The following is a 22,456-nucleotide window of genomic DNA, read 5'->3' as shown; positions in this document are numbered from 1 at the left end:
TCCTATGACAAAAAAATGACAATATTATGTCAATAACAGGCTCGTCTGAAATCATTAAACAATAAATTCCTGCTTAATGCTGGCGATAGCTCTGTTATGATGCCTGCACGTAAAAAAATAAAACAACATGACGAGGAAAAAATGGGTTCCACCAGAAAAGGGATGCTAAACGTCCTGATTGCCGCCGTATTGTGGGGGAGTTCAGGCGTTTGCGCGCAGTACATCATGGAGCAAAGCCGTATGTCGTCACAGTTCCTGACGATGATACGTTTGTTATTCGCCGGGCTGATACTGGTGACCTTCTCCTTTATGCACGGCGATAAGATATTTTCGATTCTTAAAAACCGCAAAGATGCACTGAGTCTGCTGATTTTCTCCGTGGTGGGCGCGCTCACCGTTCAGCTAACCTTCCTGCTTACGATTGAAAAATCCAATGCCGCCACCGCGACAGTGCTGCAATTTTTATCGCCGACCATTATTGTGGCGTGGTTTGCATTAGCGCGAAGAACACGACCAGGCATTCTGGTCTTAACCGCCATTCTTACATCGCTTATCGGCACCTTTTTACTGGTGACTCACGGCAATCCAACATCGCTGTCGATCTCTTCAGGCGCGCTGTTCTGGGGTATCGCCTCCGCATTTGCCGCCGCCTTTTATACGACCTGGCCTTCCAGGCTAATCGCCCAATACGGCACGCTGCCAGTGGTCGGCTGGAGTATGTCCTTTGGCGGCCTTATTCTGCTGCCCTTCTACGCTAAAGAAGGAACGCACTTTGCGGTGAGCGGCAGCCTGATTCTGGCCTTTTTCTACCTTGTGGTGATCGGTACGTCGCTGACGTTCAGCCTGTATTTGAAAGGCGCGCAACTGATTGGTGGCCCCAAAGCCAGCATTTTAAGCTGCGCGGAACCGTTAAGCAGCGCCCTGCTGTCGCTACTGCTGTTGGGGATTAGTTTTACCTTGCCGGACTGGCTGGGCACGCTGCTCATTCTCTCGTCAGTGATTCTGATCTCCCTCGATTCCCGTCGACGCGCGCGGGCCGCTTAACGCCGTTGATAATCACGATGACCGGGCGGAAGAGGGAAAAGTTTAATGGCGCTTTGCCTTAATCTCTTCGTCAGAAAGCCCGGTAATCATCAGCACCATCTCTCGCTCGATCCCCTGTTCCAGCATCGTATGCGCAATACGCAAGGCTTCCTCCTGCTTACCTTGATGTATACCTTGCTGTATGCCTTGTTGCACGCCTTCACGCTTACCTTTTCTGCGCCCCGATTCACGTATTCTGTCTACGATCGTCATTAATCTCTCCTTGTGTTGGGGAACACGACGCGTCACCTCGCGAATAAACTTGCCAAAACGAGGCGTGCTGCCATGCTGTATTAGCAAATAATTAAACAGCGCTTTTAGCTGACTGTCATTAGCGTTTCCCGTAATCAGAAGTACCGCTAAGCGCTCGACCAATCCCATCAGGTCGCGCTGACGTATATGCTTTTGTACCAGCTCCAGCATCGCGATACGTCGATGCTGCATAATCTCGTTATCCGGCACCACCGTAATGTCTACCAGTGGAAATGCCGTCGCATAAAGCTGACGCGCCAGTGCAGGATCGTCAAACTCATCCAGCCAGCACAGCGAAAAGGGATACGGGCTTTTCGCGCCATGGTAAAACAGCATGGGAATCACCAGCGGTAACGTTTTATGGCCAGCATCCAGATGGCGCTGCATCGCGGCAGTCGCGTAACGCATTAACCGAAACGCCATATGCGCGTCCGGCGTACTCTGATGCTCTATAACGACATAGATATAACCGTCGCCTTCACACGTTTTTAGCGACCAAAGGACGTCGGAATAAAACGCGCGTAAATTTTTCTCGATAAAACTGTCCGGCGCCAGTTTTAACGTCGTCAGATCGCAACGTATTCTTAGCGAATGGGGAAGATGAATATTGAGAAAATCCCGCGCGGTATCCGGATGGCGTAAAAACGTTTTGAATACCGCATCATGAGGCGTGGACGTGGGGCTTTTTTTCATGGCGATCCGTCACCTGAGGAATAAGATGACGCCACTGTACTCGCCAAAAATACAGACAGCATTCAGGAAAATTTAACCCTGCGAGGAGGCTCGAAAGGGAATCACTGACGGCTGCAATACGTACATTTTTTGCCCAGCCTGCTACGCATTATCGCCCGGTAGCGTAACGCTAACCGGGCCTACAAATACACGTCATCTGTAGGCCCGGTAAACGTAGCGCTCTTCGGCGATAAATCTCACACCAGCGCTTTGACTATCTCCATCAACCGAATGACGTCTTCGGGGCGCGTATTGCCGGTTTGCGGATCGATAATCGAGCTGTAAACATGCGGCATAACGCGCGGCACGCCTGCTTCCAGGCAGGTTTGCAGGATAATACCGAAATTATCCAGTGAGATACCGCCGGTCGGCTCGATAAGCGTCATGCCGTGGCGGGCGGCGGTTGTCGCCAGCGCATAGAGTTCCGGTAACGACTTTTCGCCGCCCATCGGGAAAAACTTCGCCGCATGTGCGCCCATATCCTGCATCATGCGTACCGCCGCTTCACAGGAAACGCGGGCTGGCGTTCCCTGGCTGCTGCTGACGCCGGTAGAAATCAACACCTCGCCAGGCGTTCCCGTCGGGCTGACCAGGGCGTTGATATGCGTTTGCTCGCCGCCCGTCGCCGCCAGCGCGCCCGCCGCGAAGCCGCTGCCGGTAAAGGTCTGGTTGACATGGGCCGGGTGAGTATGGGCGGCAATCATCGCCGCTTTGTAGTACTGCGCCGGGTCGCCTGCGCCCAGACCCACTGAGATAGACGGCACCTCCGCCATCCAGCGTTTCACCTCCGGCACGCCCTCTTCTACCGTAGCGAACTGCGCGGAAAGTACGCCAATGACCGCATGGCCTTCGGCGGCTTCATAGATAGCCTTCGCGTTGGCGATATCCTTTGCCAGTACGTTAATCGCTACCCGCTGACGATAAAAATTAATCTGCTGCATGTTCTGCAATCTCCCTGAGTCGCGCCACAATCAATGCCATTTCCCCTTCAGCTACCGTGCGTGGATCGAGGCTAAAAACCCCCTGATGAAGCTGATATTTGCGGGCGTAAATCGCTATCTCGCCGCCGCGCAACTGCGCTTCGACGTCCTGCGCGTTCAGCCCCAATTCAGATGCGTTCACCCGCACACGAATACGCCAGATTGCACGCCCGGCCTCATCCTGTTCGATATCGGCATAAAGTCCATGGATGGCGGAAATCGCTTCCGCGACCGGCTGTAACTGTGCGGCGGTCACGGTCGTCTGGCCCTGGTGGTAATTCTCCAGCGCATACACCAGCCCAACCATGTTTTCCTTGCCGATTTTCATCGCCCTGGCAATCCCCTGGTGCTGCGCTTTGCAGGCGGCAATCCACGTTTTCTTACCAGTGATAAACCCGGAGGTTGGCGCATTAAAGGCTTTCGCGCCGCTATAGATAACCATATCCGCGCCGCTCGCCACCCAGCCGTGCAAATCCTCTTCCGCCGCGGCATCGACAATCAATGGCAGGTGGTTGGCCTGCGCCACCTGTACAAAATCGTCAATGCTCAACATGCCTTTCTGTACGCAATGGTGTGATTTCACATACAGTAGCGCGGCGGTCTTTTCGTTAATGGCGCTTTCCAGTTGCCAGCGGGCCGCCAGATTGCTCGCCCCCACTTCCACTATGCGCCCGCCGCCAAGACGAATGGCGCTGGCGACTGGCGCGCCGTAGTCCACATTATGCCCGCGCAGCATCACTACCTCATTGGCCATACCGGTACTGTCCGGCATCAGGGCGACGCGCGCCCGATCGCCGTGGGTGATAGCGGCAGCGACGGCAATGGCAATACCCGCCGAGGCGCACGAGGTGATATAGCTATCTTCAGCACCCGTATAGCGCGATACCAGTTCGCCGGTTTTTTCCACCAGCGCGTCAATCTCGACGAAAGCGGAAGCCGCGCGCGCGGTGGCCTGCATGACCTCCGGCGCGACGCTTGAGACGCCCAGAATGGTCATTTTGCCGCAGGCGTTAATGACCTTTTTCAACCCCAGTTGTTGATAGATATTCGGCGTCATGATTTACAGCACTCCCAACAACGAACAGACTATGCTCAGTGCGACAATCGACAGCAAAATGGTGGTGTAGCGCGGCCCTTTTTTTACCAGATAGAAGTAGATGGCGAATACCGCCGCCAGTGGCAGTAAGCCCGGCGCGATAGAGTCGAGGATCTGCTGAACCACCACTTCAGATCCTTTCAAGGCGCTAATTTTTAACGGCGTGGTGATTTTGACGTAGCTGGCGGAAAGCGCGCCCATCATGATCAAACCCAGCACGTTGGCCCCGTAGATCAGTTCTTTGATTCGCCCCCCTTGCAGCAGGCCGATAATCGAATCACGCCCCAGCGTATATCCCTTGTGGACCATGCCGTAGCTGATCGCCAGGGTGATCGCCGGGTAGAGAATCAGCGGGATAATACCGCCCATCGCGCTGCCATTTGCCGCGAACGGAATAAAGATCGCTATCAACAGCGGCATCACCGCCGCCCAGATAATCGAGTCGCCCATCCCGGCAAGCGGCCCCATCAGGCCCGTTTTAATGCCGGTGATAGACGAGTCGTTAATCGGCTCGCCGCGCGTTTTTTGTTCTTCCATGGCAATAGAGATGCCCTGAATCACCGCGCCGAAGGTCTGCTCGGAGTTAAAGAAGTTAAGGTGGCGTTTTAGCGCTTCTACCTGCTCCTCTTTTTGTGGGTAAAGTTTTTTGATGATCGGCGTCATCGAGGCGCAGAAAATCAGGCTTTGTAAGCGCTCATAGGAGCTGGAAACCTCGGCGCCCAGCCAGTAGATAAACCAGGCTTTGGTGATATCTGCTTTGGTCAGCGCCCCGCTTTCCCGCGCGCGCTCAACCAGTTCATGTTGCATTACGTCACTGCTCATCATGCTGCTCCTTCATTTTTCGCCAGGCCTTTAATCAGGAAGGCGACACAGGTGCCGAAGATGGCCATCGCCATGATGTCGACCTTGAGGTATAACACCGCGAAGAACCCGCCGATAAACCACGGCAACAGGCTCTTTTTACCGATCACCATAATGGTGATGGCAAAGCCCAGCGCCGGCAGAATGCCGCCCATGATTTCAAAGGAGTGGGTTAACCAGTGCGGCATCAGTTTAAGGAAACTTTCCACCACATCCTGGCCAAAGTAGTTAGCGGCAAAGACCACCGGGAAGCGCAGCACCAACCCCAGCAATGCCGGGTAAAGAAAGGCGCAACGCATGATGCCCGCCATGTTTGCCGTTTCCGCGTGTTTATCCGCCATATGCACCCAGGCGGCATTCAGCGTGCGCCTCAGCTGATCGAGAAACACGCCAATCACGCCAAACGGGATTGCCAGCGCGATCGCCAGGTTTGGGTCCATACCGGCCTTCACCGCGATAGGAATGGAGATACAGGCCGCCAGCGCCGGGTCCGACGGCACGTTGCCGCCCGGCGTTGAGGTCACGCCCAAATAAACGAGCTGCATCCCTGCGCCGATAATCATCGCGGTCTGCATATTGCCAAGCAAAAGCCCGACAAATACCGCGATCACCACCGGTTGTAACAGCATCGCGGAGAAGGTGTAGCCGAGGCGTAAACGGGCAAACCAGTAATACAACCCCATCAGGCTTGCAAAGAGTAAGGTATCCATAGTGTTATCCTATACACTTCATCCTTCAGGCTGCCTCTTTGTTGGCTGCCTTCGCTCACCCCAGTCACTTACTTTAGTAAGCTCCAGGGGATTCACTCAGTTGCCGCCTCGATGCATCCAGAATGATTTTGTGTCTATTAGAGGGTTAGAATTTTTTCAGGATATCGTCGAGCGGCTGCGGCTTATCTTCCGGAATGGTCTGGAAAAATACCTGAACGCCACGGTTTTTCAGGTCGTTAAGAATGCCGACGTCTTTTTCATCCAGCGTAATATTCTGAAAAACCGCCTTGCGGTTTGGCCCGCCGCCGAGACCGCCAACCTGAATGCGGGTGACGTCAAAGCCCAATTGTATGGCGTCCTGCACCGCCGCCAGTGAGGGAAAAAGCACCAGCACGTTACCGTCGCCAAGCTGATTTTCTTTCCATGCAGCGGCAAAACTCTGGTTGCCGAAGCAATCCACTTTGATATTTGGCGGCGCCGCCATCAGGTAGATATTTTTCATAAACGGATCGGCGTCCAGTTCATCACTCACAACGGCTATCCGGTTCGCCTGAGATTGTCCGACCCACTTCGTGACAACCTGTCCATGAATGAGACGGCTGTCGATGCGGCATAAAACGATATTGGCCATGATGTTTTCCTTAGAGTGATTGTTGTAGCTGACGTACATGGGCGACCACATCCAGGCAGCTACTACGCCCGACCTCAACTAACTCATCCACGCAGGCGGTTAGCATCCCTTGTTCGCGCCTGTCCAGCGCCTCCAGCAGTAGCGACGCATTCAATCCGGCAATCACCGCCACCGGATAATCGGCGCTTAGCCGCGCCGCGACGTTGGACGTCGTGCCGCCGACAAAATCCGTCAGGATCAGCGAGCCTTCCGGCAGCGTTTTCACCACGGCCTCGACGCGTTGATAAAACTCGCCCAGCGTATCGACAGGCATTAGCGCGATTTCCGTCACGCCTTTAATTTCGCCCGTGACCATACGCAGGCTGTTGCAAAGCGGTTGTCCCCAGCCGCCATGCGTCAGCAGCAGGATGTGGGGCAACGGTTGTGTGGTAGTCAAAATAATGGCCTCCTGGCGCAATTACATGAGAACACCGGCATATATTGCCCGGTGGCACTGCGCTTACCGGGCCTACAGGACGCTCCCGGTAGGCCGGATAAGGCGTTTACGCCGCTATCCGGCATAACGCATCATCAGAAGAGCAAAGGTTGTGCCAGAATTTGTGTCACGCGAGGAAGAAGAAAGGTCTGGCGAGGCGCGAAGCCCCGCCAGTAAAAGGATTAGCTATAGAGCAGTTCGTAGATATAAAAATATTCCGCATCCGATAAACGGATGGCGTAGGCGTCTTTGATCGGCAGAAAAGCGGATTTGATGACACTAAACGCGCGCGCGTCCAGATTCGGCTGACTTTCCAGCGCCATCTGTAACGGTTTTCGGTTAATCACAATACGCTCTACCATACAGCAGCAGTGGATCAGGAAGCGCAGTGTCACCTGGCGGCTTGGTTTCAGGGAAAGCGAAGACGTCAGATGGTTAAAAACGCCCTCCATCTCTTTCAGAATACGCTGCGGGTTAAGCACGGAAATATGGTTGATGATGCTCTCCATCGTTAGCGCGCTGATAAAGCGCATGGCGCTGCGCTCCATCTCCAGACGGCGTTCAGCGTTGGACAGATCGGGCGTTAACAGGCTCAACACCAGTTCAGGCCCTTGTTCGGAGAAAAGCTCTTCCAGCGAAATAAACGGAATATCCGGCAACCCCGGCTGGAAAGTGCCGACAATCCCCGCCAGCCGCTCGCTGGCATTCAATGCCTGCTGAACGCGCTCCAGACTTCGTACCTCGTTATAATCAAGGATCACCATCCTGGTATCTTGCGACATCAGTTCGCCAAAGCTCTCCTCCAGCACCTTTTTGATTTTTTCCGCCGTTCCCATGCCGGTAATACAGGAGATGACCAGCACTTTGCCGCCGTTCTCCTGCTGCGGCGTACAAAGCTGGCAGGGGATATTTTTACTCTGCAGGAGCGCCGTCAACTGTGGTAAGTCGCTGGTTTCATAGCTTAAATCCAGCCCGACTTCCAGCAGACTGGTCAGCGTGATGTTCGGCATGAGCAAAACATCTATCTGGAATAACTTACTGATCGTACTGCCGAAATGGATCAATGAACCGATGTCCACCAACAGGATAAGCCGCCGATATTGGCGGGTTTGAATCATTTGAGTCAGCGTTTCCAGCGTGTCATGCACCGACTGTTCAAACGGCATGTCGATGGCGCTGAACAGCTCGCGCTCCAGCACACGATTGACATATTGCGCCTGACTGGTGGCGGTGGTCGCGCCGTGGGCGATCAAAATGACCCCGCAGTCGGGGCTGGCATCGATGCGCTGACGATAATGGCGGCACTCTTTCAGGAACAGGCATAGCCAGACCACTTCCGTCGCCGGACACTGAATATGCAGCAGTTCGTTGATTTTCCGACACAGCAGCGCGGCGTTGTCATATTCGTCTTTGCAGCGATCCAGGATCAAACTGGAAGAGTAAAGCTGCGGGATCAGGCCGCGCTGCACGTAGCCTATCAGCGCCAGGAAGTGTTTACGCAGTGGGTTAACCAGATTTTCCGGCAGCGAAAAGCCCAACACCTGCTCTACGCAGCCAATCAGCAGCGTCACGCGCTCTTCAATCTGGTCGCCATAGCGCGGCGGATGCGCCACGCTGTCGCGGCTGTAGAGACCGTATTCAAAAATCGAGCTGAGTTTATTTTTCAGGATCGCCAGCGTCTCCGCCGGGGGGACGTTACTGTTGCGCAAATTAACATACTCGCGCGTCAGGAAGCTGTAAAAGAGGTCGCTCTCTTCAATTTCCGCCCCGGTCGCCAGCGACGTCTTCAATGCGGGCAGCGTGCGCGCGTCTATATTTAGCCGCGCTTTACCGTCAAACAGCGTATCCACCAATAGACGCTGTTCCGGCGTCGGGTTAACCGACATCTCCGCCAGCCGTTTATCCAGCTGTAGCGTGTCGTTATGCTCGGTCATTCCCGATGCCCACGCCTGAGCGCAAAGAAACTGAATATCGCTTTTTAGCTGACCGATATTGCCTTCCAGGGGTTTATTCAGCAACCAGAGCAACAACGGTTTATCAATGCTGACTGTGCGTTCTATTTTGCGGCTTTCCCGCTGTAAGAACCCCACGATCAGTTCGATCTGTTCTTCAACGGAGCGCTGGCGAATGCCCGGCAAATCAATGCATACCTGAATACGCCGCTGGAAAGTACGTAACAGCGCCGACCCGACCGGCTCGGTAGTGGCGCAAATCAGGCGTACCGAAATTGATCGCGGCTGGCTGCTCACGCCAAGCGGACGGTACTCGCCTTTATCCAGAATAGAGAACAGCTTTTCCTGCCCTTCATAAGACAGACGGTGCACCTCGTCCAGCAGCAGATAACCACCGTCCGCCTGCTCCACGAGGCCTGTTTTATGTTCATTCGCGCCGGTAAACGCCCCCTGCCGATGACCAAACAGATGCGAGGAGAGCAGTTCCGGGTTATGGGCGTATTCCGCGCAGTTAAAGTAGACCAGCGGCGGGATAGCGCCGCTCGCCTGTTCACAGGCGAAACGGTGCATCAGTTCCGCAAAAAAGGTTTTACCGACGCCGGACGGTCCGGTAAGCAGAACGTGTAAACCGTGCGGATAGAGCACCGCCGCACGGCCTTTTTCTACCGCATCGCGCAGGCTGCGATCGTAACCAATCAGGCTGGTAAACGGATCGTCGGGCGCGTAATGCTCTTCATGCGGCAGCACATCCGCCACCGACCGCACCTCGCGTTCAGACTCTTCCAGCTGTCGTCCCAGCAACGTTTCCAGCGCCTGGCGATGCAGAAAATAGACCGGGCGGCCACGGCTTTTGATTGCCAGGCCGTCATTCCATAACTGATTGAGATCTTTGCTGACGGAGTTACGCGCCAGCCCAAGATTGAAACCTATCGCCTCCGCCGTAAACGCCGTCTCCTGCGCCAAATCGGCAAGACATAGCCCGCGCGTCAGCCGTTCCAGCTCTCCCAGTACGATCTCAATACGTCTCATTACACTACCGCTTACGAAATAAAAGAGTAGTCAGAACATACACTATTCTGCCACGCAAGAAAGTGAAGGCGCAGCGAGAAACCGCCTTCCCACTTTTGCCTGACTTCAACGCCAACGGATAGCACGCCCCGATGAGTGAACGTCGCACGGTCTACACTTACTCTTGAAAAAGTGCAAACCGATAAGGATACCGTTTATGAAACGAAAAACGCTTCTGCTTATTGCCTCGCTTGTCGCGCTACCTGGCGTCACGTATGCCGACTCTCCGTTTAGCTCACTCCAGTCGGCGCATGAAAAAACCACGATTTTAAAGGATTTGCGCAAAATGTGTACGCCCAAAGGCGCGCTAACCGATGAAGCCTGGGAGAAAAAAATCATGGCGAGCGAGGGGAACCAGCAGCATATTCGGGAGGCGATGATCGCGATAGAGCGCAACAATCAGCATAACTACTGGCAGGCTCTCGGCAAGGTGGAATGCCCGGAGATGTAGCACCGCTTTTCCGCTTTTTGGTCGCGAAAATGCGGACTGTAACCGGTTTCTGTTCGCTAAAAACGCGTATTCTGGAGCGAATTTACGCGATCAAGGAGTACGACAATGCGATACCGTTTTCCCGATAACTTCTGGTGGGGCAGCGCCTGCTCAGCGTTGCAAACCGAAGGGGATAGTCTGAATGGCGGTAAAAGCCAGACCACGTGGGATGTGTGGTTCGAGCGCCAGCCGGGTCGTTTTCATCAGGGCATCGGTCCAGCGGAAACCTCAACGTTCTATCGCCACTGGAAGCAAGACATCGCGCTACTGAAACAGTTAAAACACAACAGTTTTCGCACCTCGCTAAGCTGGGCGCGGCTCATTCCAGACGGTGTAGGCGAGGTGAATCCACAAGCGGTGAGCTTCTACAATCACGTCATCGACGAGCTACTGGCGCAGGGCATCACGCCGTTTATTACGCTGTTCCATTTTGATATGCCGATGGTCATGCAGGAGAAAGGCGGCTGGGAAAATCGCGACGTCGTAGAGGCGTTTGGTCGGTACGCGCAAACGTGTTTTACCTTGTTTGGCGACCGCGTGAAGCACTGGTTTACTTTTAACGAGCCGATTGTGCCGGTGGAAGGCGGCTATTTGTACGACTTCCACTATCCCAATGTGGTGGATTTTAAACGTGCGGCCACCGTGGCGTACCATACCGTGCTGGCGCACTCGACCGCCGTGCGCGCCTGGCGCGCCGGGCGCTACGACGGTGAAATCGGCGTGGTGCTGAATCTGACGCCGTCCTACCCACGCTCGCAGCATCCCGCCGATGTGCAAGCCGCGCATCATGCGGATCTGTTATTCAACCGCAGTTTTCTTGACCCGGTATTAAAGGGAGAATACCCGGCGGACTTGGTGGCGCTGCTGAAAACCTATGACCAGCTGCCTGCCTGTCAGCCAGGCGACCGTCAGCTTATTGCCGACGGCAAAATCGATTTACTGGGGATTAACTATTATCAGCCGCGCCGCGTGAAATGCCGTGATACGGCGGTGAATCCGCAAGCGCCGTTTATGCCGGAGTGGTTATTTGACTATTACGACATGCCGGGGCGCAAGATGAACCCTTACCGCGGCTGGGAAATTTACGCGCCAGGAATTTACGACATCATCACCAACCTGCGGGATAATTACGGCAATCCGCGCTGTTTTATCTCCGAAAACGGGATGGGCGTTGAGAACGAGCAGCGTTTTGTGCAAGCGGGACAGATTCACGATGATTACCGGATTGACTTTATTTCTGAGCATCTTAAATGGCTGCATAAAGGCATTAGCGAGGGCTGTCACTGTCTTGGCTACCACATGTGGACCTTTATCGATAACTGGTCATGGCTGAACGGCTATAAAAATCGCTATGGTTTTGTACAACTGGATTTAGCCACCCAAACGCGCACGGTGAAAAAAAGCGGAGAATGGTTTGCCGCCACCGCAGAGCATAACGGTTTTGATTAAGCATTTATTATTGCCGGATAACGACTAACGTCGTATCCGGCCTACAAATGGCAGCAATATCAACTCATTGGCGTAATACGGACTTTCGCCGCCACGACTAACGCCGTCAACAGCATCAGACCACCGGAAAGCGCCAGCGGCGAAAGCAGCCCGAAATTGTCGAGCGCATAACCGCCCACCGCCGCGCCACAGGTATTTGCCAGTTGAATCACCGCGACCTGGATGGAACCGGCTTTTTCCGCCTGATCGGCAAGGGAACGAGTGATCCACGTTGACCATCCCACCGGCACCAGCGCAAACGCCAGTCCCCAGATAATCGCTATTGCCGCCGCCACGGTTTTGTCGCTTCCCCACACAATGAGCGTCAGCGCGCTCAGCGCCAGTAGCAGCGGCGCACCGGCCAGCGCCAGTTTTACCGAACGTTTCAGGACATAAGATGAGAAAGAAGTGCCAACGAAGCTGGCAATACCAAAACTGAGCAACACCAGCGTCAGACCATCAACGTCAAAGCCCGCCAGATTCATATAGACCGGGCGAATATAGGTAAAGAAAGCGAACTGCCCGGCAAAAGACATAAAGATGGCGATCATCCCGGCCATCACGCCAGGGCGTTGCAACAGGCTAAACATATTCTGTTTCTGGTGAGAAGGTTCGCCCGGCAGCGACGGCAGTGATTTCACCACCCAGATGACGCACAGTACGCCCATCACCGCAGCGGCGTTAAAGACATTACGCCAGCCAATAATACCGCCCAAAAAACTGCCCAGCGGCGCGGCGATCACTAACGCGATGGAAACCGCGCCAAAAATCACCGACAGCGCTTTCGGCACGGTACGCGCGGGAACCAGTCGCATGGTCAGCGACGCCGACATCGCCCAGAATCCGCCCAGCGCCAACCCAAGACAGGCGCGGCCCAGCAACAGCAGCGTAAAGCTGTTGGCAAAGGAGACCATCAGACAAGAAGCCGTCAGCAAAACGGCGAACAGAATAACGATATAACGCCTGTCGGTCGCCTGAATAATCTGGGTAATGAACAGGCTGGAAAACATCGCGACAAACGCCGTAACGGTGACCGACTGACCGGCGACGCCCTCGGAGATCCCCAGATCCTGCGCCATCGGCGTCAACAGACTAACGGGCAAAAACTCAACGGTAATCAGGCAGGCGACACAAAACGCCACGGCAAAAACGGCTGACCAGTTAGGCCTGGCAACCCCATCAGCGCGGAATTTTTCTGCGATATTTTCATTCATTGTGGTTACCTGCGTCGTTTTAGTGCGGAAAATTCATGCAGTGTAACATTACAAAATGTGATCTGATTAACGTTTTAGCAACTGACATTGTTGCGCTGCATTTTGCGAGGCTGGTCGAGCGTTGAGAATTATCTTCTCTCGCTGCGTGTAAAATCAAAAGGTAAGACATAGTGTATCACCTGGTGCTATACTTTAGATTACAGGATGTCAACCTGATGCGAATCTTCAAAACCAGGTGGTTTAACAGAGAAGCGAAGTCCCACACGATAAAAGATGACGAGTTAAGCGAGGCCATCAACGCCGTACTGCAAGGAAAAGCAGATAATCTTGGCGGCGGAGTTTATAAAAAACGTCTCAATCAAAACCGCGATCGCGCAATCGTGTTGGCAAAGGGAGGCGAACATTGGTTTTACACCTTCCTGTATGCCAAACAGGATATGGCCAACATTAGCTATCGCGAACTCGCGGGTTTCTGTGAGTTAGCAAAACACTATGCTTGCCTGACCGAAGATCAGATAACGGCACTCATTAATAACAAAGAACTGGTAGAGGTGCACCATGTCAGCAAAAACTAAATTCAAAAGCCCTGCCTTTGAAGCGATTCATAGCGCGGCATCTGGATTATTTAGCGTGGATGCCATTCCCCAGGAGACAATGCGCAGTTTTGACACGGCCTGCTTAAGCAGCATCAAAGACCTGCAGCCACTTGAAATAAAAGCGTTACGAGAAGAACTCAATGTTAGCCAGTCGGTTTTCGCTCGGTACCTGAATACCAGCGTATCAACGGTTCAAAAGTGGGAAAGCGGCGCCAAGCGTCCCAGCGGGATGTCACTGAAACTACTTAATGTTGTCCAAAAACACGGGCTAAAGGTGCTGGTATGAGGGTTTTACCGATGGTCTGTTAAGGCTAAGTCGGATGTCTGGGGGTGGGCAAATTCAGTGTGCCACTACAATGTTTTCATGGTGCGCGCCTAAACATTTAGAGTTGTCTATAGACAATCATGTACAACTTCGAGTTTATGATAAGAAATTTTGAGACAGGAGGTATGGCAAGGAGTCACAGTTTTAGTGTTCAAAACAAGATCACATTTCTGTGATATATGTCACGGAAATGATGAGCTACAAGTCTCTGACGTTTTGGCGTCGTTAGCGGTTATTCGGTGCGTTACTTCTGTGGTTCACCCTTAGCAAATACGATGGCGGCTACGCTTTATTTAGTTAACGATGAATCGCGCTATCCGACCGTTAATCGTGGCTCTCCGCCCTTGCCAGCCTCATTCATCTCGTCTTTTGTTATCGAGATAGTGAAGAGTATCAATGCAGCCAGTGGACACCCTCTTCCGGCTGAAAAAAGGCGTTATAGCGCAGTTGAAACGCGTTGATCTCCTGCATATCGGGTTCCATTTCGCGCAAAAAGCCCAGCGCCAGCCGTACCTGTGTATCGGTGATCGGCGCGGCTAAACGCGCTTTTTGCAGCAACCGATGCCACCGCTGCAAATTCTGATCGCCGCCATCGACAATCACCATTTGCCAGATCAGTAACACCTGAGCGGCATTTTGCAAATGCGACTCATCAGGGCGATGCAGATACTGTAAAAATTCACCGCCCGCCGTTTTACCCATCTGATCAATCATCGATTCTATCGGCACTACATCAATATTCAGACGTTCGCTCAGGCGGCGAATCGCCCGGCGGGTATCCGATGTCAGTACCCGAAACCCCACAATAAACACCACCACAAACGTGGCCAGAATCAACCAAATCATGCGCACATCCGTCACCAAACAGGATGCCCATCATAACGGTAAATTTATAACTGTCGACGTTCTGGCCTGTCAGGATGTGATTTATTAACGCCTGTCTTCATTTACGCCAGACGCCGGATGTCCTGTCTGACGAACGCAAGGCATAAAAAAGCCCGGCGTTAAGCCGGGCAAAACGTTACCAAATGCACACATTTAAGCGATATTAACTTGCTGAATTTTTTTCTCACGGCGGATTTTGCGCTCTTCCATCACGGCGACCATCGCCATCAGGCAGATACAGCCGATCGCGGCGGCGTCCAGCGCAGCGAAGGTACCCGCCCAGCCGGTCAGACCAAAAACGGGGGTGCCGTCGGCAATCATGCCCAGACCCAGCTTGGCAAAGCTATCGCCGATAAGATAAGCGAAGGTTCCTTTGATACCGTCCGCAGCGCCGATGGCTTTTTTCGGTACGAAACCGACAGCCGCCACGCCAATTAATAGCTGCGGCCCAAACACCAGGAAACCGAGCGCGAACAGCGAGGCCAGATAGACATACTGGTTGCTGGCGTGCTGGTAGACGCCGAGGGTGGCGATGATTAACGCCAGCGCCACACAGGCTACCAGCGCACGACGACCGTTCGCCAGGTCAGAGAGCCAGCCCCACAGCAACGTGCCGACCAGCGCGCCCACTTCAAACAAGGTAAAGCCCTGAATCGCCACCTCTTTAGAAAGTTTCAGTTCCTGGAAGGCGTAGACGGTTGACCACTGGTCGATACCAATACGTACCACATACAGGAAGATATTGGAGAAGCACAGCAGCCAGATCACTTTGTTTTTCAACACATATTCAACAAAGATCTGCCACTTGGTCATTTCATTTTCTTCAGTCTCTTTGTCCTCTTCGCTGATCTCTTCGCCGAACAGCTCTTCAGCTTTGCCCAGACCGTAAGATTCCGGGGAGTCGCTGCCAAAACGCAGACCGATAAAGCCAACGATCAGCGCGATAATCGACGGGAAGATAAACATGCCGATGACGTGACCGTCGAACAGGTAGTTGGCGCCGAACAGCGCCACGCCTGCCGCGCCCGCGCCGCCGAGGTTGTGGGAGATATTCCAGAAGCCGAGAAAGGTGCCGCGTTTACGACGCGGAGTCCATTTGGTGATGGTCGAGTAGCTGCACGATCCGCCGGTACTCTGGAAGAAACCGCTCAGGGCATAGAAAGCGATCATCAGAAACAGACTGGTTGACCCCGCGCCCATGCTGGCGCTGAAGCCGAGCATACAGATAGCGGAGAGGATCAACATAAACGGTAGAAACTGCTTGGTATTTTTACCGTCAGCGTAGTAGGAAACCAGCGTTTTCCCCACGCCATAGGTGATCGAGAAGCCCAGGCCAATCATCCCCAGCTCGGTCATGCTCAACCCGTAGGTAGAGATCATGTCGTTCTGCGCGATATTAAAGTTTTTGCGGATCAGGTACATGGTCAGGTAGCCGATAAAAACCACCAGATAGGACTGCATGAACGGCTTGAACCACATTTTACGCCGCACATCGAGCGGCAGATCCAGGGTCGGCTTGCGCACCTGGTTTAAGAAGGCCAGCATGGATTACTCCTGAGCTAATTTTTATACCTGCGAATGGTAGGCATTGTAAAAATCCACAGGAAAAGGGGCCTGCGACAGCGTCCAGGCAAAACCGGGAAAATTTCTTAGTTTTGCCCCATTCAGCGCAAAAAGGTGAGGTGCATCACGCTTCGTGGGTCTCGCGTGGGGCCTGGGCGTTCAGAAATGGCAGCAGCAATAGCGCGGAGATCCCCGCCGCGATGGCGATGACCACAAAAAAACCGGTCCAGTGCCAGATCTCCAGCACTTTCGCTAACGGCCAGCCGGAAAGCGACGCGCCGAGATAGGCGAACAGGCCGACAAAGCCGGTGGCCGCGCCCGCCGCCTCTTTATGCGAGCACTCCGCCGCCGCCATGCCAATGAGCATCTGCGGGCCGAAGACAAAGAAACCGGTGGTGAAGAAACAGGCCGCCTGCATGACGTAGCTGGCGAACGGCATCAGCCACAGCGAACCCACAGAGAGCAAAATCCCGGCAGCGAAGATTAAATTCATCGGTCCGCGGTTACCGTTGAAGAGTTTGTCCGAGCCCCAGCCCGCCACCAGCGCGCCGATAAATCCCCCCAGCTCAAACATCGATACTGCCGTGTTGGCCGTGACCAAATCCACGCCCAGCGTCTCAGACATATACAGGTTGCCCCAGTCGTTGATCGCCGCGCGCACCACGTACACTAAGACATAACATAGCGAAAGCAGCCAGATATAGGGATTCAACAGCACATATTTAGCGAGGATTTCTTTGCGACTTAGCCCCGCGCCCTCTTGCTGTTGGGCGACCTCCAGCGCATCGTGCCGCCAGTCGCCTACCGGCGGTAAACCAATCGCCTGCGGACGGTCGCGCAGCCGCCAGCAGAGGACCATGCCCACCCCGATGGCAAGCAACCCGGCCACCATCATTCCGACGCGCCAGCCATAATGCAGGGCGACAGCGGCCATAACGAGAGGGATCAGCGCCCCGCCGACATTATGCGCGGTGTTCCATAACGCCCACCAGCCGCCGCGCTCGGTACGCGAGTACCAGGCGGTCAGCAAACGGGCGCAAACCGGCGATCCAAACCCCTGGAAAAAGGCGTTCAGCGCCCATAGCAGAGCAAAGGCCCACAGCGAGGTCGAGAAGCCGAACAGAATATTCACTACGCCGGTCGCAATCAGCCCGATGCCCATAAAATAGCGAGCGTTAGAGCGATCGCTAACGATGCCGGAGACAAATTTCGACACCCCGTAGGTGATATAAAACAGCGTCGCCAGCAGGCCGATATCGCTGCGACTCAGTATGCCGCTGGCAAGGATTTCCGGCGCGGCGGCGTTAAAGCTTTTACGGGTGAAATAGAACAGCGCGTAACCCAACCAAATGGTGATCAGGATATGCCGCCGCCAGTAGCGATAGCGGGCATCAACCTCGTGCTTATCGGTGATGAGCGGCGCGTTGGCCGGGGCTTTTAAAAACGAAAGCATTATCCTTCCTTAAACGTAACGCTGGGGCAACGAGACGCTCACCCGCGTACCGTGGGTACAAGAGATGGTTAGCGTCCCGCCGAGCGCCGACACGCGTTCGCGCATTCCGGTCAGGCCGAAGCCCTGCTGCTGAGAGCCCGGCGGCAGGCCGCTGCCGTCATCCTCAATCACCAGCATCAGCCGCTCATCCTGCTGCCAGCCCTGGAGCGTCACCGCGCTGGCATTGGCATGTTTTACGATGTTATTCAGCCCTTCCTGACAGACGCGAAACAGCGTCACGCGCTGACTTTCACTCAACGCCGTTTCGTCAATTCGCCAGTCGAGGTGACTGACAATACCGCGGCTTTCCAGCTCCATTTCGCGCAGCAGCGAACGGATGGCTTGCGCCAGCGTTAAGTCGTCTAGCTGGCGCGGGCGCAAGCGCCCCAGCAGGCGACGCACGGCGTCATACACGCCCAGCGAAAGCTGCTCGATAAGTTGCCCGCTCTGCTTCACGCCGCCGTTATCCGCCGCCAGTCGTTGCACAATGCCCGCCTGGGTTCGAATCGCGGTGATGGTCTGCCCGATGTCATCGTGCAGCTCACGCGCAACATCGCGCCGCACGCTCTCTTCGGTCTCCAGAAGACGCTCCGCCAGCCGATGGTTGCGCGCCAGCTCCTTTTGCAACGACTGGTTCAGCTCGCGCAGACGCTGAATGCCCGCGCCAAGCAGTAGCCCGGTCAGGCTTTGCGCCAACAGCGAAAGTAATAAATCGACGGGATGATCGTGCCAGGTCTGGCTGGCGATCAGCGCGATAGCATTCATCAGCGTGGCAATGAGCGCGCCCTGCCAGCCATAATGCCAGGCGAGCGCGATAATCGGCAACGCCAGGCAGAACGGCGTAAAGCGCGAAAGTTCAGCAGGTAAACCCAGTTGCAGCCACAGACTGACGATAAACAGCAGCAGATACCAGATCAGATGCCGCCCGCGCCAGTTTACCGGCTGCGATACCAGCGATGGTCCCAGCGGCAGCCAGGTAGTGCTGGTGAGATAGTGCCAGAAAACCAGGCAGATGGGGGCCAGCGTCAGACCACCCGTGAGGGTCAGCAGTAGCGCGTTCCATGCCGCTTCCCCCTGCCCCAGCCAGGGCAGGGATTGCAGTAGCGCCGCGGCGGTGAGGGCCGCGCCCTGAAGCAATAACGTGCGCCAGTCGCGCTGATGGCGGTAACGCGAAGTCAGCGCCACGGGCAGTAGCGTCAACACACTACCGATCATCAAAAGCGGCAGATGGGCCAGCGCAACTTCCTGCGCTAACCAGTACACCAGCAGCCACTCCGCGCCCAGCAATACTGGCCAGTATCCGCGCGGACATTGCAGCATAAGTCCCAGGCGCAGGCCGAAGGGAAAGAGCAGCGCCGCCAGCTCCGGGCGCTCTACCAGATGCAGGCTGATGCTCCACAGGCAGAACCACGCGGCGGAGAAAATAAAAAAGCAGGCAACAACGGTGATTAAACGGGAAAAAAAGGTGTTCATTACCAACCGTCAAACATGCGATGCGCCAGTTCAACGTCATTGCTGACGCCTAATTTTTCCAGCAGATTCGCGCGATGGACATGCACCGTTTTTGGCGACAGCCCCAGCTCGGCGGCAATCTCTTTTACCGCCATACCCTGGGCGAGTTTTTCCGCCACTTGACGCTCGCGTTTGGTCAGCGGATCTTGCCGACCCGCCGCCAGTTTCACGGCAATATCGGGGGTCAAATAGCAGCCGCCCGTCGCCACCGTATGCACCGCGGCGATCAGTTCATCCGGACTACAGCGTTTAGAGAGGAAACCGCGCGCGCCGGCGTTCAACGCCTGTTCCACCAGCGCCGGGCTATCGTGAACCGAGAGCATGATCGTCGCCATCCCTTTTGGCAGTTGGCTTAGCAGCTCCAGTCCGGAAATATCCGGCATCGAGATATCGCAGATACACACCTGTACGCCGCGCCCCGGTAAGCCTGCCAACGCTTCGCGCCCGGAACCAAACTCAGCGACCACCTGCAAATCGGGTTCCAGCCCCAGTAGCTGTGCAAAGCCGGAGCGGACGATAAGGTGGTCGTCGATAAGGGCAACGGTAATCATGGGTTCATCCTGGCGCTAAGGCATGCCTGATGGCGCTGCGCTTATTAGGCCTACGGGCAGGTGCCGTTGTAGGCCGGATAAGGCATTAATGCCGCCATCCGGCAAAAGCACTTACCTTAACGATAAGTGCCTGGGTGTTCAAGCCTTGAGCGGTCAGACAATGCCTGTCGTGACGGTGAACGTCCGGGTTTGCTGCGGTTCCAGTTGAAGCAAGGTTCCATTTCGCTGCGCCGCGAGAAAACCTTCAGGCCGACAGGTCGCGGGCAGGGCAAAGGCGGCTACCTGCTGATCGCCGTTATAAAGAATCCAGCGGGTCACGTAATTCAGCTCCGCGCTGGCGAAACGTGTCACGAACGTGGTGCCATCCGGGGCGATCATACTAAATTCCGGGGTATCCGTATACCTGTCCAGTTCATCGGCGAAGAACACGATTTCCGGGTCGTAAAAGCCAGGCTCGTTGAGCGTTGCCAGCGAGGCTTCACCCTGCAAAAGTCGTTGATTAAACGCCAGCCACTGCGCCGTGGGTTTGACATGCGCCGGCACCGACTCGCGTAGCTTCAGCGCGGTATCCGGGATATTCTGGCGGAACGTGGCGTTCGGCACATAGGCATAGTTCATGTGGCACATGTACTGTAGCGGCATGGCGACTGAAGCCAGGTTAGTCACGGTCATCTGAATATCAAACAGCGCGCTTGCTTTACGCATTACCACCGCAGGTTGCGCCTGATAATGATGACCGAACCCCATCACATACTCGTAGCGCCCGGTCACGCGCAGACTGTCGCCCTCTAACTCCAGCCAGGCGTCGTCCATAGCAGCGCAGGGCATCTCGCCGTGCAGCGGATGTGTATCTTCCGGCGACGGGCAGCCATTCGCCAATAGTCCGGAATGGAAAGCAAAGCAACCATACGTTGCCACCACTTCCGCAGCCGGCTTCGGCTGGCGGAACATGTTGCGCATAGTCAGATCATGACCGTCAAACTGCGCGTCCCAAATCATCTGCCCCATCCAGGGCAGAATCACCAGATGACCGCGGCTGTTTTGTATTTTCAGTCCTTCCACGCCGCTGGCGTAACGAAACGCCGTAACCGTAAAATCATCATTTTCCAGCAAGATACGCGGCTGCTCGCTAAAAAGCTCCCGCCATAATGTAATACGTGTTGTCATGGTTGATCTCCTCAGGACGCGGCGACTTCAGCCAGGTTGCCGCGTACTTTGCTTTCGCGCCAGAAGTAAACGCCAACGTAAACAAAGCACAGCATGGAAACCAGGAATGAGAGCTGTAGCGAGTGGAACATGTCCGCCACGTAGCCCTGAATCGCGGGAACCACCGCCGCGCCGACAATCGCCATCACGATGACCGCCCCCGCCATTTCGGTATGTTCGTTATCGACGGTATCGAGCGTTCCGGCATAAATGGTCGCCCAGCAGGGGCCAAACAGAACACTGACCAGCACCGCCACGTATACCGCGCTAAAGCTGGGCGCCAGCGCCACATAGGCCAGGAACAGCGCGCCGATCACAGAGTAAAGGATCAGGACTTTTTCCGGGTTAAAGCGTGTCATCAGAATGTTGGCGATAAACTTGCCGATAAAAAAGCAGGCGAAGCTGTAGACCATAAAGGTTGAGGCATCGCGCTCATTGATATCGCCTAACTCCAGCGCCAGACGGATAGTGAACGACCAGACCGCCACCTGCATTCCCACATACAGGAACTGCGCCACAATACCGCGACGGAAGCGGGCGTTGCTGGCGAGATAGCGTAGCGTATCCAGCGCCGAGGGGCGTTTATGACTCGCGGTTTGCGCGACTTTACAGGTCGGGAAACGCGTCAGCAGGAACAGTACCATCACCACTACCAGAACCATAATCATGTACTTATAGGGTTCCAGAGTGTTTTCCAGCATCAGCACCTTGAAGTTGTGGACTTGCTCGGCATTCATGCCCGCCATCTGTTTTTCCAGGCTTTCCCCTTCGGAAAAGACCAGATACTTACCCAATAAAATGCCTGCCGCCGCGCCGATCGGATAAAAGGTCTGGCTGATATTCAGCCGCAACGTGGCGTAGGCTTTCGGCCCGATCATCGAACTGTAGGTGTTCGCCGCCGTTTCCAGGAAACTCAGGCCAATCGCAATGGCGAAAATCGCCGCGAGGAACATGGTGTAGGTCGCCATGTGCGACGCCGGGAAAAAGAGCGTACAGCCGACAATGTATAGCGTCAGGCCGATAAGTATCGCCACTTTATAACTGGTTTTTTTAATGACCAGCGAGGCCGGAATAGCAATTAAAAAATAACCGCCATAAAAGGCGCTTTGTACTAATGCCGAAGCAAAGTTGCTCAGCGAAAATACACTTTTAAATTGCGTAATCAGAATATCATTTAACGCGGCTGCGCATCCCCATAATGGGAATAAACAGGATAACAAAATAAACTGGAACAGAGGTGTCTTATTCAGATACCCGTCGGGCATCTGAACGATGTTTTTATCGTTCATAGTGC

General features: G+C 54.7%; 21 protein-coding genes and 1 pseudogene. 6 read left to right on the top strand and 16 right to left on the bottom strand.

The features are described from left to right. Positions 1-141: 141 nt before the first annotated feature. Complete coding sequence (locus NBA72_RS08125; protein ID WP_000535970.1) at positions 142-1,044, top strand: EamA family transporter; 903 nt, start codon at positions 142-144, stop codon at positions 1,042-1,044. Between the two features lie 42 nt (positions 1,045-1,086). Here the strand turns inward: NBA72_RS08125 and NBA72_RS08120 are convergent, their stop codons facing one another. From NBA72_RS08120 to dagR, 8 genes are all read right to left on the bottom strand, one after another. Beyond that, entirely contained in the window at positions 1,087-2,028 is a 942-nt protein-coding gene (locus NBA72_RS08120; RefSeq protein WP_042948587.1) for an Rpn family recombination-promoting nuclease/putative transposase, read from the bottom strand. Positions 2,029-2,264: 236 nt separating this feature from the next. Then, positions 2,265-3,008 carry a 2-dehydro-3-deoxy-phosphogluconate aldolase gene (gene dagF / locus NBA72_RS08115; RefSeq protein WP_001186140.1) on the bottom strand — a complete coding sequence of 248 codons (744 nt, stop codon included), beginning with the start codon at positions 3,006-3,008 and terminating at the stop codon, positions 2,265-2,267. Next, entirely contained in the window at positions 2,995-4,104 is a 1,110-nt protein-coding gene (gene dgaE / locus NBA72_RS08110; RefSeq protein ID WP_042948588.1) for a D-glucosaminate-6-phosphate ammonia lyase, read from the bottom strand. The genes dagF and dgaE overlap by 14 nt, the downstream gene beginning before the upstream one ends. Before the next feature lie 3 nt (positions 4,105-4,107). Then, positions 4,108-4,968: a PTS system mannose/fructose/sorbose family transporter subunit IID gene (locus NBA72_RS08105; protein WP_001526325.1), complete on the bottom strand. Its 861-nt coding sequence runs from the start codon at positions 4,966-4,968 to the stop codon at positions 4,108-4,110. Continuing rightward, entirely contained in the window at positions 4,965-5,714 is a 750-nt protein-coding gene (locus tag NBA72_RS08100) for a PTS mannose/fructose/sorbose/N-acetylgalactosamine transporter subunit IIC (protein ID WP_000380259.1), read from the bottom strand. The genes NBA72_RS08105 and NBA72_RS08100 overlap by 4 nt, the downstream gene beginning before the upstream one ends. A 145-nt stretch (positions 5,715-5,859) precedes the next feature. Continuing rightward, positions 5,860-6,345: a PTS system mannose/fructose/N-acetylgalactosamine-transporter subunit IIB gene (locus NBA72_RS08095; RefSeq protein WP_001284295.1), complete on the bottom strand. Its 486-nt coding sequence runs from the start codon at positions 6,343-6,345 to the stop codon at positions 5,860-5,862. Positions 6,346-6,355: 10 nt separating this feature from the next. After that, positions 6,356-6,781 (bottom strand): PTS sugar transporter subunit IIA, encoded by a 426-nt coding sequence (locus tag NBA72_RS08090; RefSeq protein ID WP_000214107.1) that lies wholly within the window; start codon positions 6,779-6,781, stop codon positions 6,356-6,358. Positions 6,782-7,002: 221 nt separating this feature from the next. Beyond that, a complete protein-coding gene (gene dagR / locus NBA72_RS08085) occupies positions 7,003-9,801 on the bottom strand; it encodes a transcriptional regulator DagR (RefSeq protein WP_042948591.1) in 2,799 nt (932 codons plus the stop codon). 196 nt (positions 9,802-9,997) lie between these two features. Here dagR and NBA72_RS08080 point away from each other — a divergent pair, with 196 nt between their 5' ends. Then, the gene (locus NBA72_RS08080) at positions 9,998-10,291 is read left to right on the top strand and encodes a YicS family protein (protein WP_042948593.1); all 294 of its coding nucleotides are present in this window, start codon (positions 9,998-10,000) and stop codon (positions 10,289-10,291) included. Positions 10,292-10,396: 105 nt separating this feature from the next. After that, entirely contained in the window at positions 10,397-11,779 is a 1,383-nt protein-coding gene (locus NBA72_RS08075; RefSeq protein WP_001270479.1) for a glycoside hydrolase family 1 protein, read from the top strand. A 59-nt stretch (positions 11,780-11,838) separates the two neighbouring features. Here the strand turns inward: NBA72_RS08075 and nepI are convergent, their stop codons facing one another. Continuing rightward, positions 11,839-13,032, bottom strand: a complete 1,194-nt coding sequence (gene nepI / locus NBA72_RS08070; RefSeq protein WP_001004798.1) for a purine ribonucleoside efflux pump NepI — start codon at positions 13,030-13,032, stop codon at positions 11,839-11,841. Positions 13,033-13,247: 215 nt separating this feature from the next. Here nepI and NBA72_RS08065 point away from each other — a divergent pair, with 215 nt between their 5' ends. Next, positions 13,248-13,607, top strand: a complete 360-nt coding sequence (locus tag NBA72_RS08065; protein ID WP_042948595.1) for a type II toxin-antitoxin system RelE/ParE family toxin — start codon at positions 13,248-13,250, stop codon at positions 13,605-13,607. Beyond that, a complete protein-coding gene (locus NBA72_RS08060; protein WP_001274842.1) occupies positions 13,591-13,914 on the top strand; it encodes a helix-turn-helix domain-containing protein in 324 nt (107 codons plus the stop codon). The genes NBA72_RS08065 and NBA72_RS08060 overlap by 17 nt, the downstream gene beginning before the upstream one ends. 432 nt (positions 13,915-14,346) lie before the next feature. On the opposite strand, the gene NBA72_RS08055 is transcribed toward NBA72_RS08060, so the two are convergent. The 5 genes from NBA72_RS08055 to uhpA form a co-directional block, all read right to left on the bottom strand. Beyond that, a complete protein-coding gene (locus tag NBA72_RS08055) occupies positions 14,347-14,799 on the bottom strand; it encodes a DUF1198 domain-containing protein (RefSeq protein ID WP_001519640.1) in 453 nt (150 codons plus the stop codon). A gap of 192 nt (positions 14,800-14,991) precedes the next feature. Further along, positions 14,992-16,383 (bottom strand): hexose-6-phosphate:phosphate antiporter, encoded by a 1,392-nt coding sequence (gene uhpT / locus NBA72_RS08050; RefSeq protein ID WP_000879181.1) that lies wholly within the window; start codon positions 16,381-16,383, stop codon positions 14,992-14,994. A gap of 142 nt (positions 16,384-16,525) precedes the next feature. Then, on the bottom strand, positions 16,526-17,854 hold the full coding sequence (locus NBA72_RS08045; RefSeq protein ID WP_042948597.1) for an MFS transporter: 1,329 nt from the start codon (positions 17,852-17,854) through the stop codon (positions 16,526-16,528). 9 nt (positions 17,855-17,863) lie between these two features. Further along, the gene (gene uhpB, locus NBA72_RS08040; RefSeq protein WP_001727812.1) at positions 17,864-19,366 is read right to left on the bottom strand and encodes a signal transduction histidine-protein kinase/phosphatase UhpB; all 1,503 of its coding nucleotides are present in this window, start codon (positions 19,364-19,366) and stop codon (positions 17,864-17,866) included. Beyond that, positions 19,366-19,956, bottom strand: coding sequence for a transcriptional regulator UhpA (gene uhpA / locus NBA72_RS08035; RefSeq protein ID WP_000633672.1), 591 nt, complete (start codon positions 19,954-19,956; stop codon positions 19,366-19,368). The genes uhpB and uhpA overlap by 1 nt, the downstream gene beginning before the upstream one ends. 22 nt (positions 19,957-19,978) lie before the next feature. Here uhpA and NBA72_RS08030 point away from each other — a divergent pair. Next, positions 19,979-20,164 (top strand): annotated as a pseudogene (locus tag NBA72_RS08030) (hypothetical protein); the annotation flags it as partial. Here NBA72_RS08030 and NBA72_RS08025 read toward each other — a convergent pair. Continuing rightward, positions 20,110-21,123 carry an aldose 1-epimerase family protein gene (locus tag NBA72_RS08025; RefSeq protein WP_000213206.1) on the bottom strand — a complete coding sequence of 338 codons (1,014 nt, stop codon included), beginning with the start codon at positions 21,121-21,123 and terminating at the stop codon, positions 20,110-20,112. The pseudogene NBA72_RS08030 and the gene NBA72_RS08025 overlap by 55 nt on opposite strands. An 11-nt stretch (positions 21,124-21,134) precedes the next feature. Next, complete coding sequence (fucP, locus tag NBA72_RS08020) at positions 21,135-22,451, bottom strand: L-fucose:H+ symporter permease (RefSeq protein ID WP_000998359.1); 1,317 nt, start codon at positions 22,449-22,451, stop codon at positions 21,135-21,137. Positions 22,452-22,456 lie beyond the last annotated feature (5 nt).

Source organism: Salmonella sp. NW1250, from assembly GCF_051812965.1.
In the GTDB taxonomy this organism is placed as follows: domain Bacteria; phylum Pseudomonadota; class Gammaproteobacteria; order Enterobacterales; family Enterobacteriaceae; genus Salmonella; species Salmonella enterica.
This window is presented reverse-complemented; position numbering and strand designations above follow the sequence as displayed.

Excerpts from the sequence above, each read along its gene's own strand:
- NBA72_RS08125 (WP_000535970.1), top strand. The coding sequence starts at position 142 with ATGGGTTCCACCAGAAAAGGGATGCTAAACGTCCTGATTGCCGCCGTA.
- NBA72_RS08120 (WP_042948587.1), bottom strand. The coding sequence starts at position 2,028 with ATGAAAAAAAGCCCCACGTCCACGCCTCATGATGCGGTATTCAAAACG.
- dagF (WP_001186140.1), bottom strand. The coding sequence starts at position 3,008 with ATGCAGCAGATTAATTTTTATCGTCAGCGGGTAGCGATTAACGTACTG.
- dgaE (WP_042948588.1), bottom strand. The coding sequence starts at position 4,104 with ATGACGCCGAATATCTATCAACAACTGGGGTTGAAAAAGGTCATTAAC.
- NBA72_RS08105 (WP_001526325.1), bottom strand. The coding sequence starts at position 4,968 with ATGATGAGCAGTGACGTAATGCAACATGAACTGGTTGAGCGCGCGCGG.
- NBA72_RS08100 (WP_000380259.1), bottom strand. The coding sequence starts at position 5,714 with ATGGATACCTTACTCTTTGCAAGCCTGATGGGGTTGTATTACTGGTTT.
- NBA72_RS08095 (WP_001284295.1), bottom strand. The coding sequence starts at position 6,345 with ATGGCCAATATCGTTTTATGCCGCATCGACAGCCGTCTCATTCATGGA.
- dagR (WP_042948591.1), bottom strand. The coding sequence starts at position 9,801 with ATGAGACGTATTGAGATCGTACTGGGAGAGCTGGAACGGCTGACGCGC.
- NBA72_RS08080 (WP_042948593.1), top strand. The coding sequence starts at position 9,998 with ATGAAACGAAAAACGCTTCTGCTTATTGCCTCGCTTGTCGCGCTACCT.
- NBA72_RS08075 (WP_001270479.1), top strand. The coding sequence starts at position 10,397 with ATGCGATACCGTTTTCCCGATAACTTCTGGTGGGGCAGCGCCTGCTCA.
- nepI (WP_001004798.1), bottom strand. The coding sequence starts at position 13,032 with ATGAATGAAAATATCGCAGAAAAATTCCGCGCTGATGGGGTTGCCAGG.
- NBA72_RS08065 (WP_042948595.1), top strand. The coding sequence starts at position 13,248 with ATGCGAATCTTCAAAACCAGGTGGTTTAACAGAGAAGCGAAGTCCCAC.
- NBA72_RS08060 (WP_001274842.1), top strand. The coding sequence starts at position 13,591 with ATGTCAGCAAAAACTAAATTCAAAAGCCCTGCCTTTGAAGCGATTCAT.
- NBA72_RS08055 (WP_001519640.1), bottom strand. The coding sequence starts at position 14,799 with ATGATTTGGTTGATTCTGGCCACGTTTGTGGTGGTGTTTATTGTGGGG.
- uhpT (WP_000879181.1), bottom strand. The coding sequence starts at position 16,383 with ATGCTGGCCTTCTTAAACCAGGTGCGCAAGCCGACCCTGGATCTGCCG.
- NBA72_RS08045 (WP_042948597.1), bottom strand. The coding sequence starts at position 17,854 with ATGCTTTCGTTTTTAAAAGCCCCGGCCAACGCGCCGCTCATCACCGAT.
- uhpB (WP_001727812.1), bottom strand. The coding sequence starts at position 19,366 with ATGAACACCTTTTTTTCCCGTTTAATCACCGTTGTTGCCTGCTTTTTT.
- uhpA (WP_000633672.1), bottom strand. The coding sequence starts at position 19,956 with ATGATTACCGTTGCCCTTATCGACGACCACCTTATCGTCCGCTCCGGC.
- NBA72_RS08025 (WP_000213206.1), bottom strand. The coding sequence starts at position 21,123 with ATGACAACACGTATTACATTATGGCGGGAGCTTTTTAGCGAGCAGCCG.
- fucP (WP_000998359.1), bottom strand. The coding sequence starts at position 22,451 with ATGAACGATAAAAACATCGTTCAGATGCCCGACGGGTATCTGAATAAG.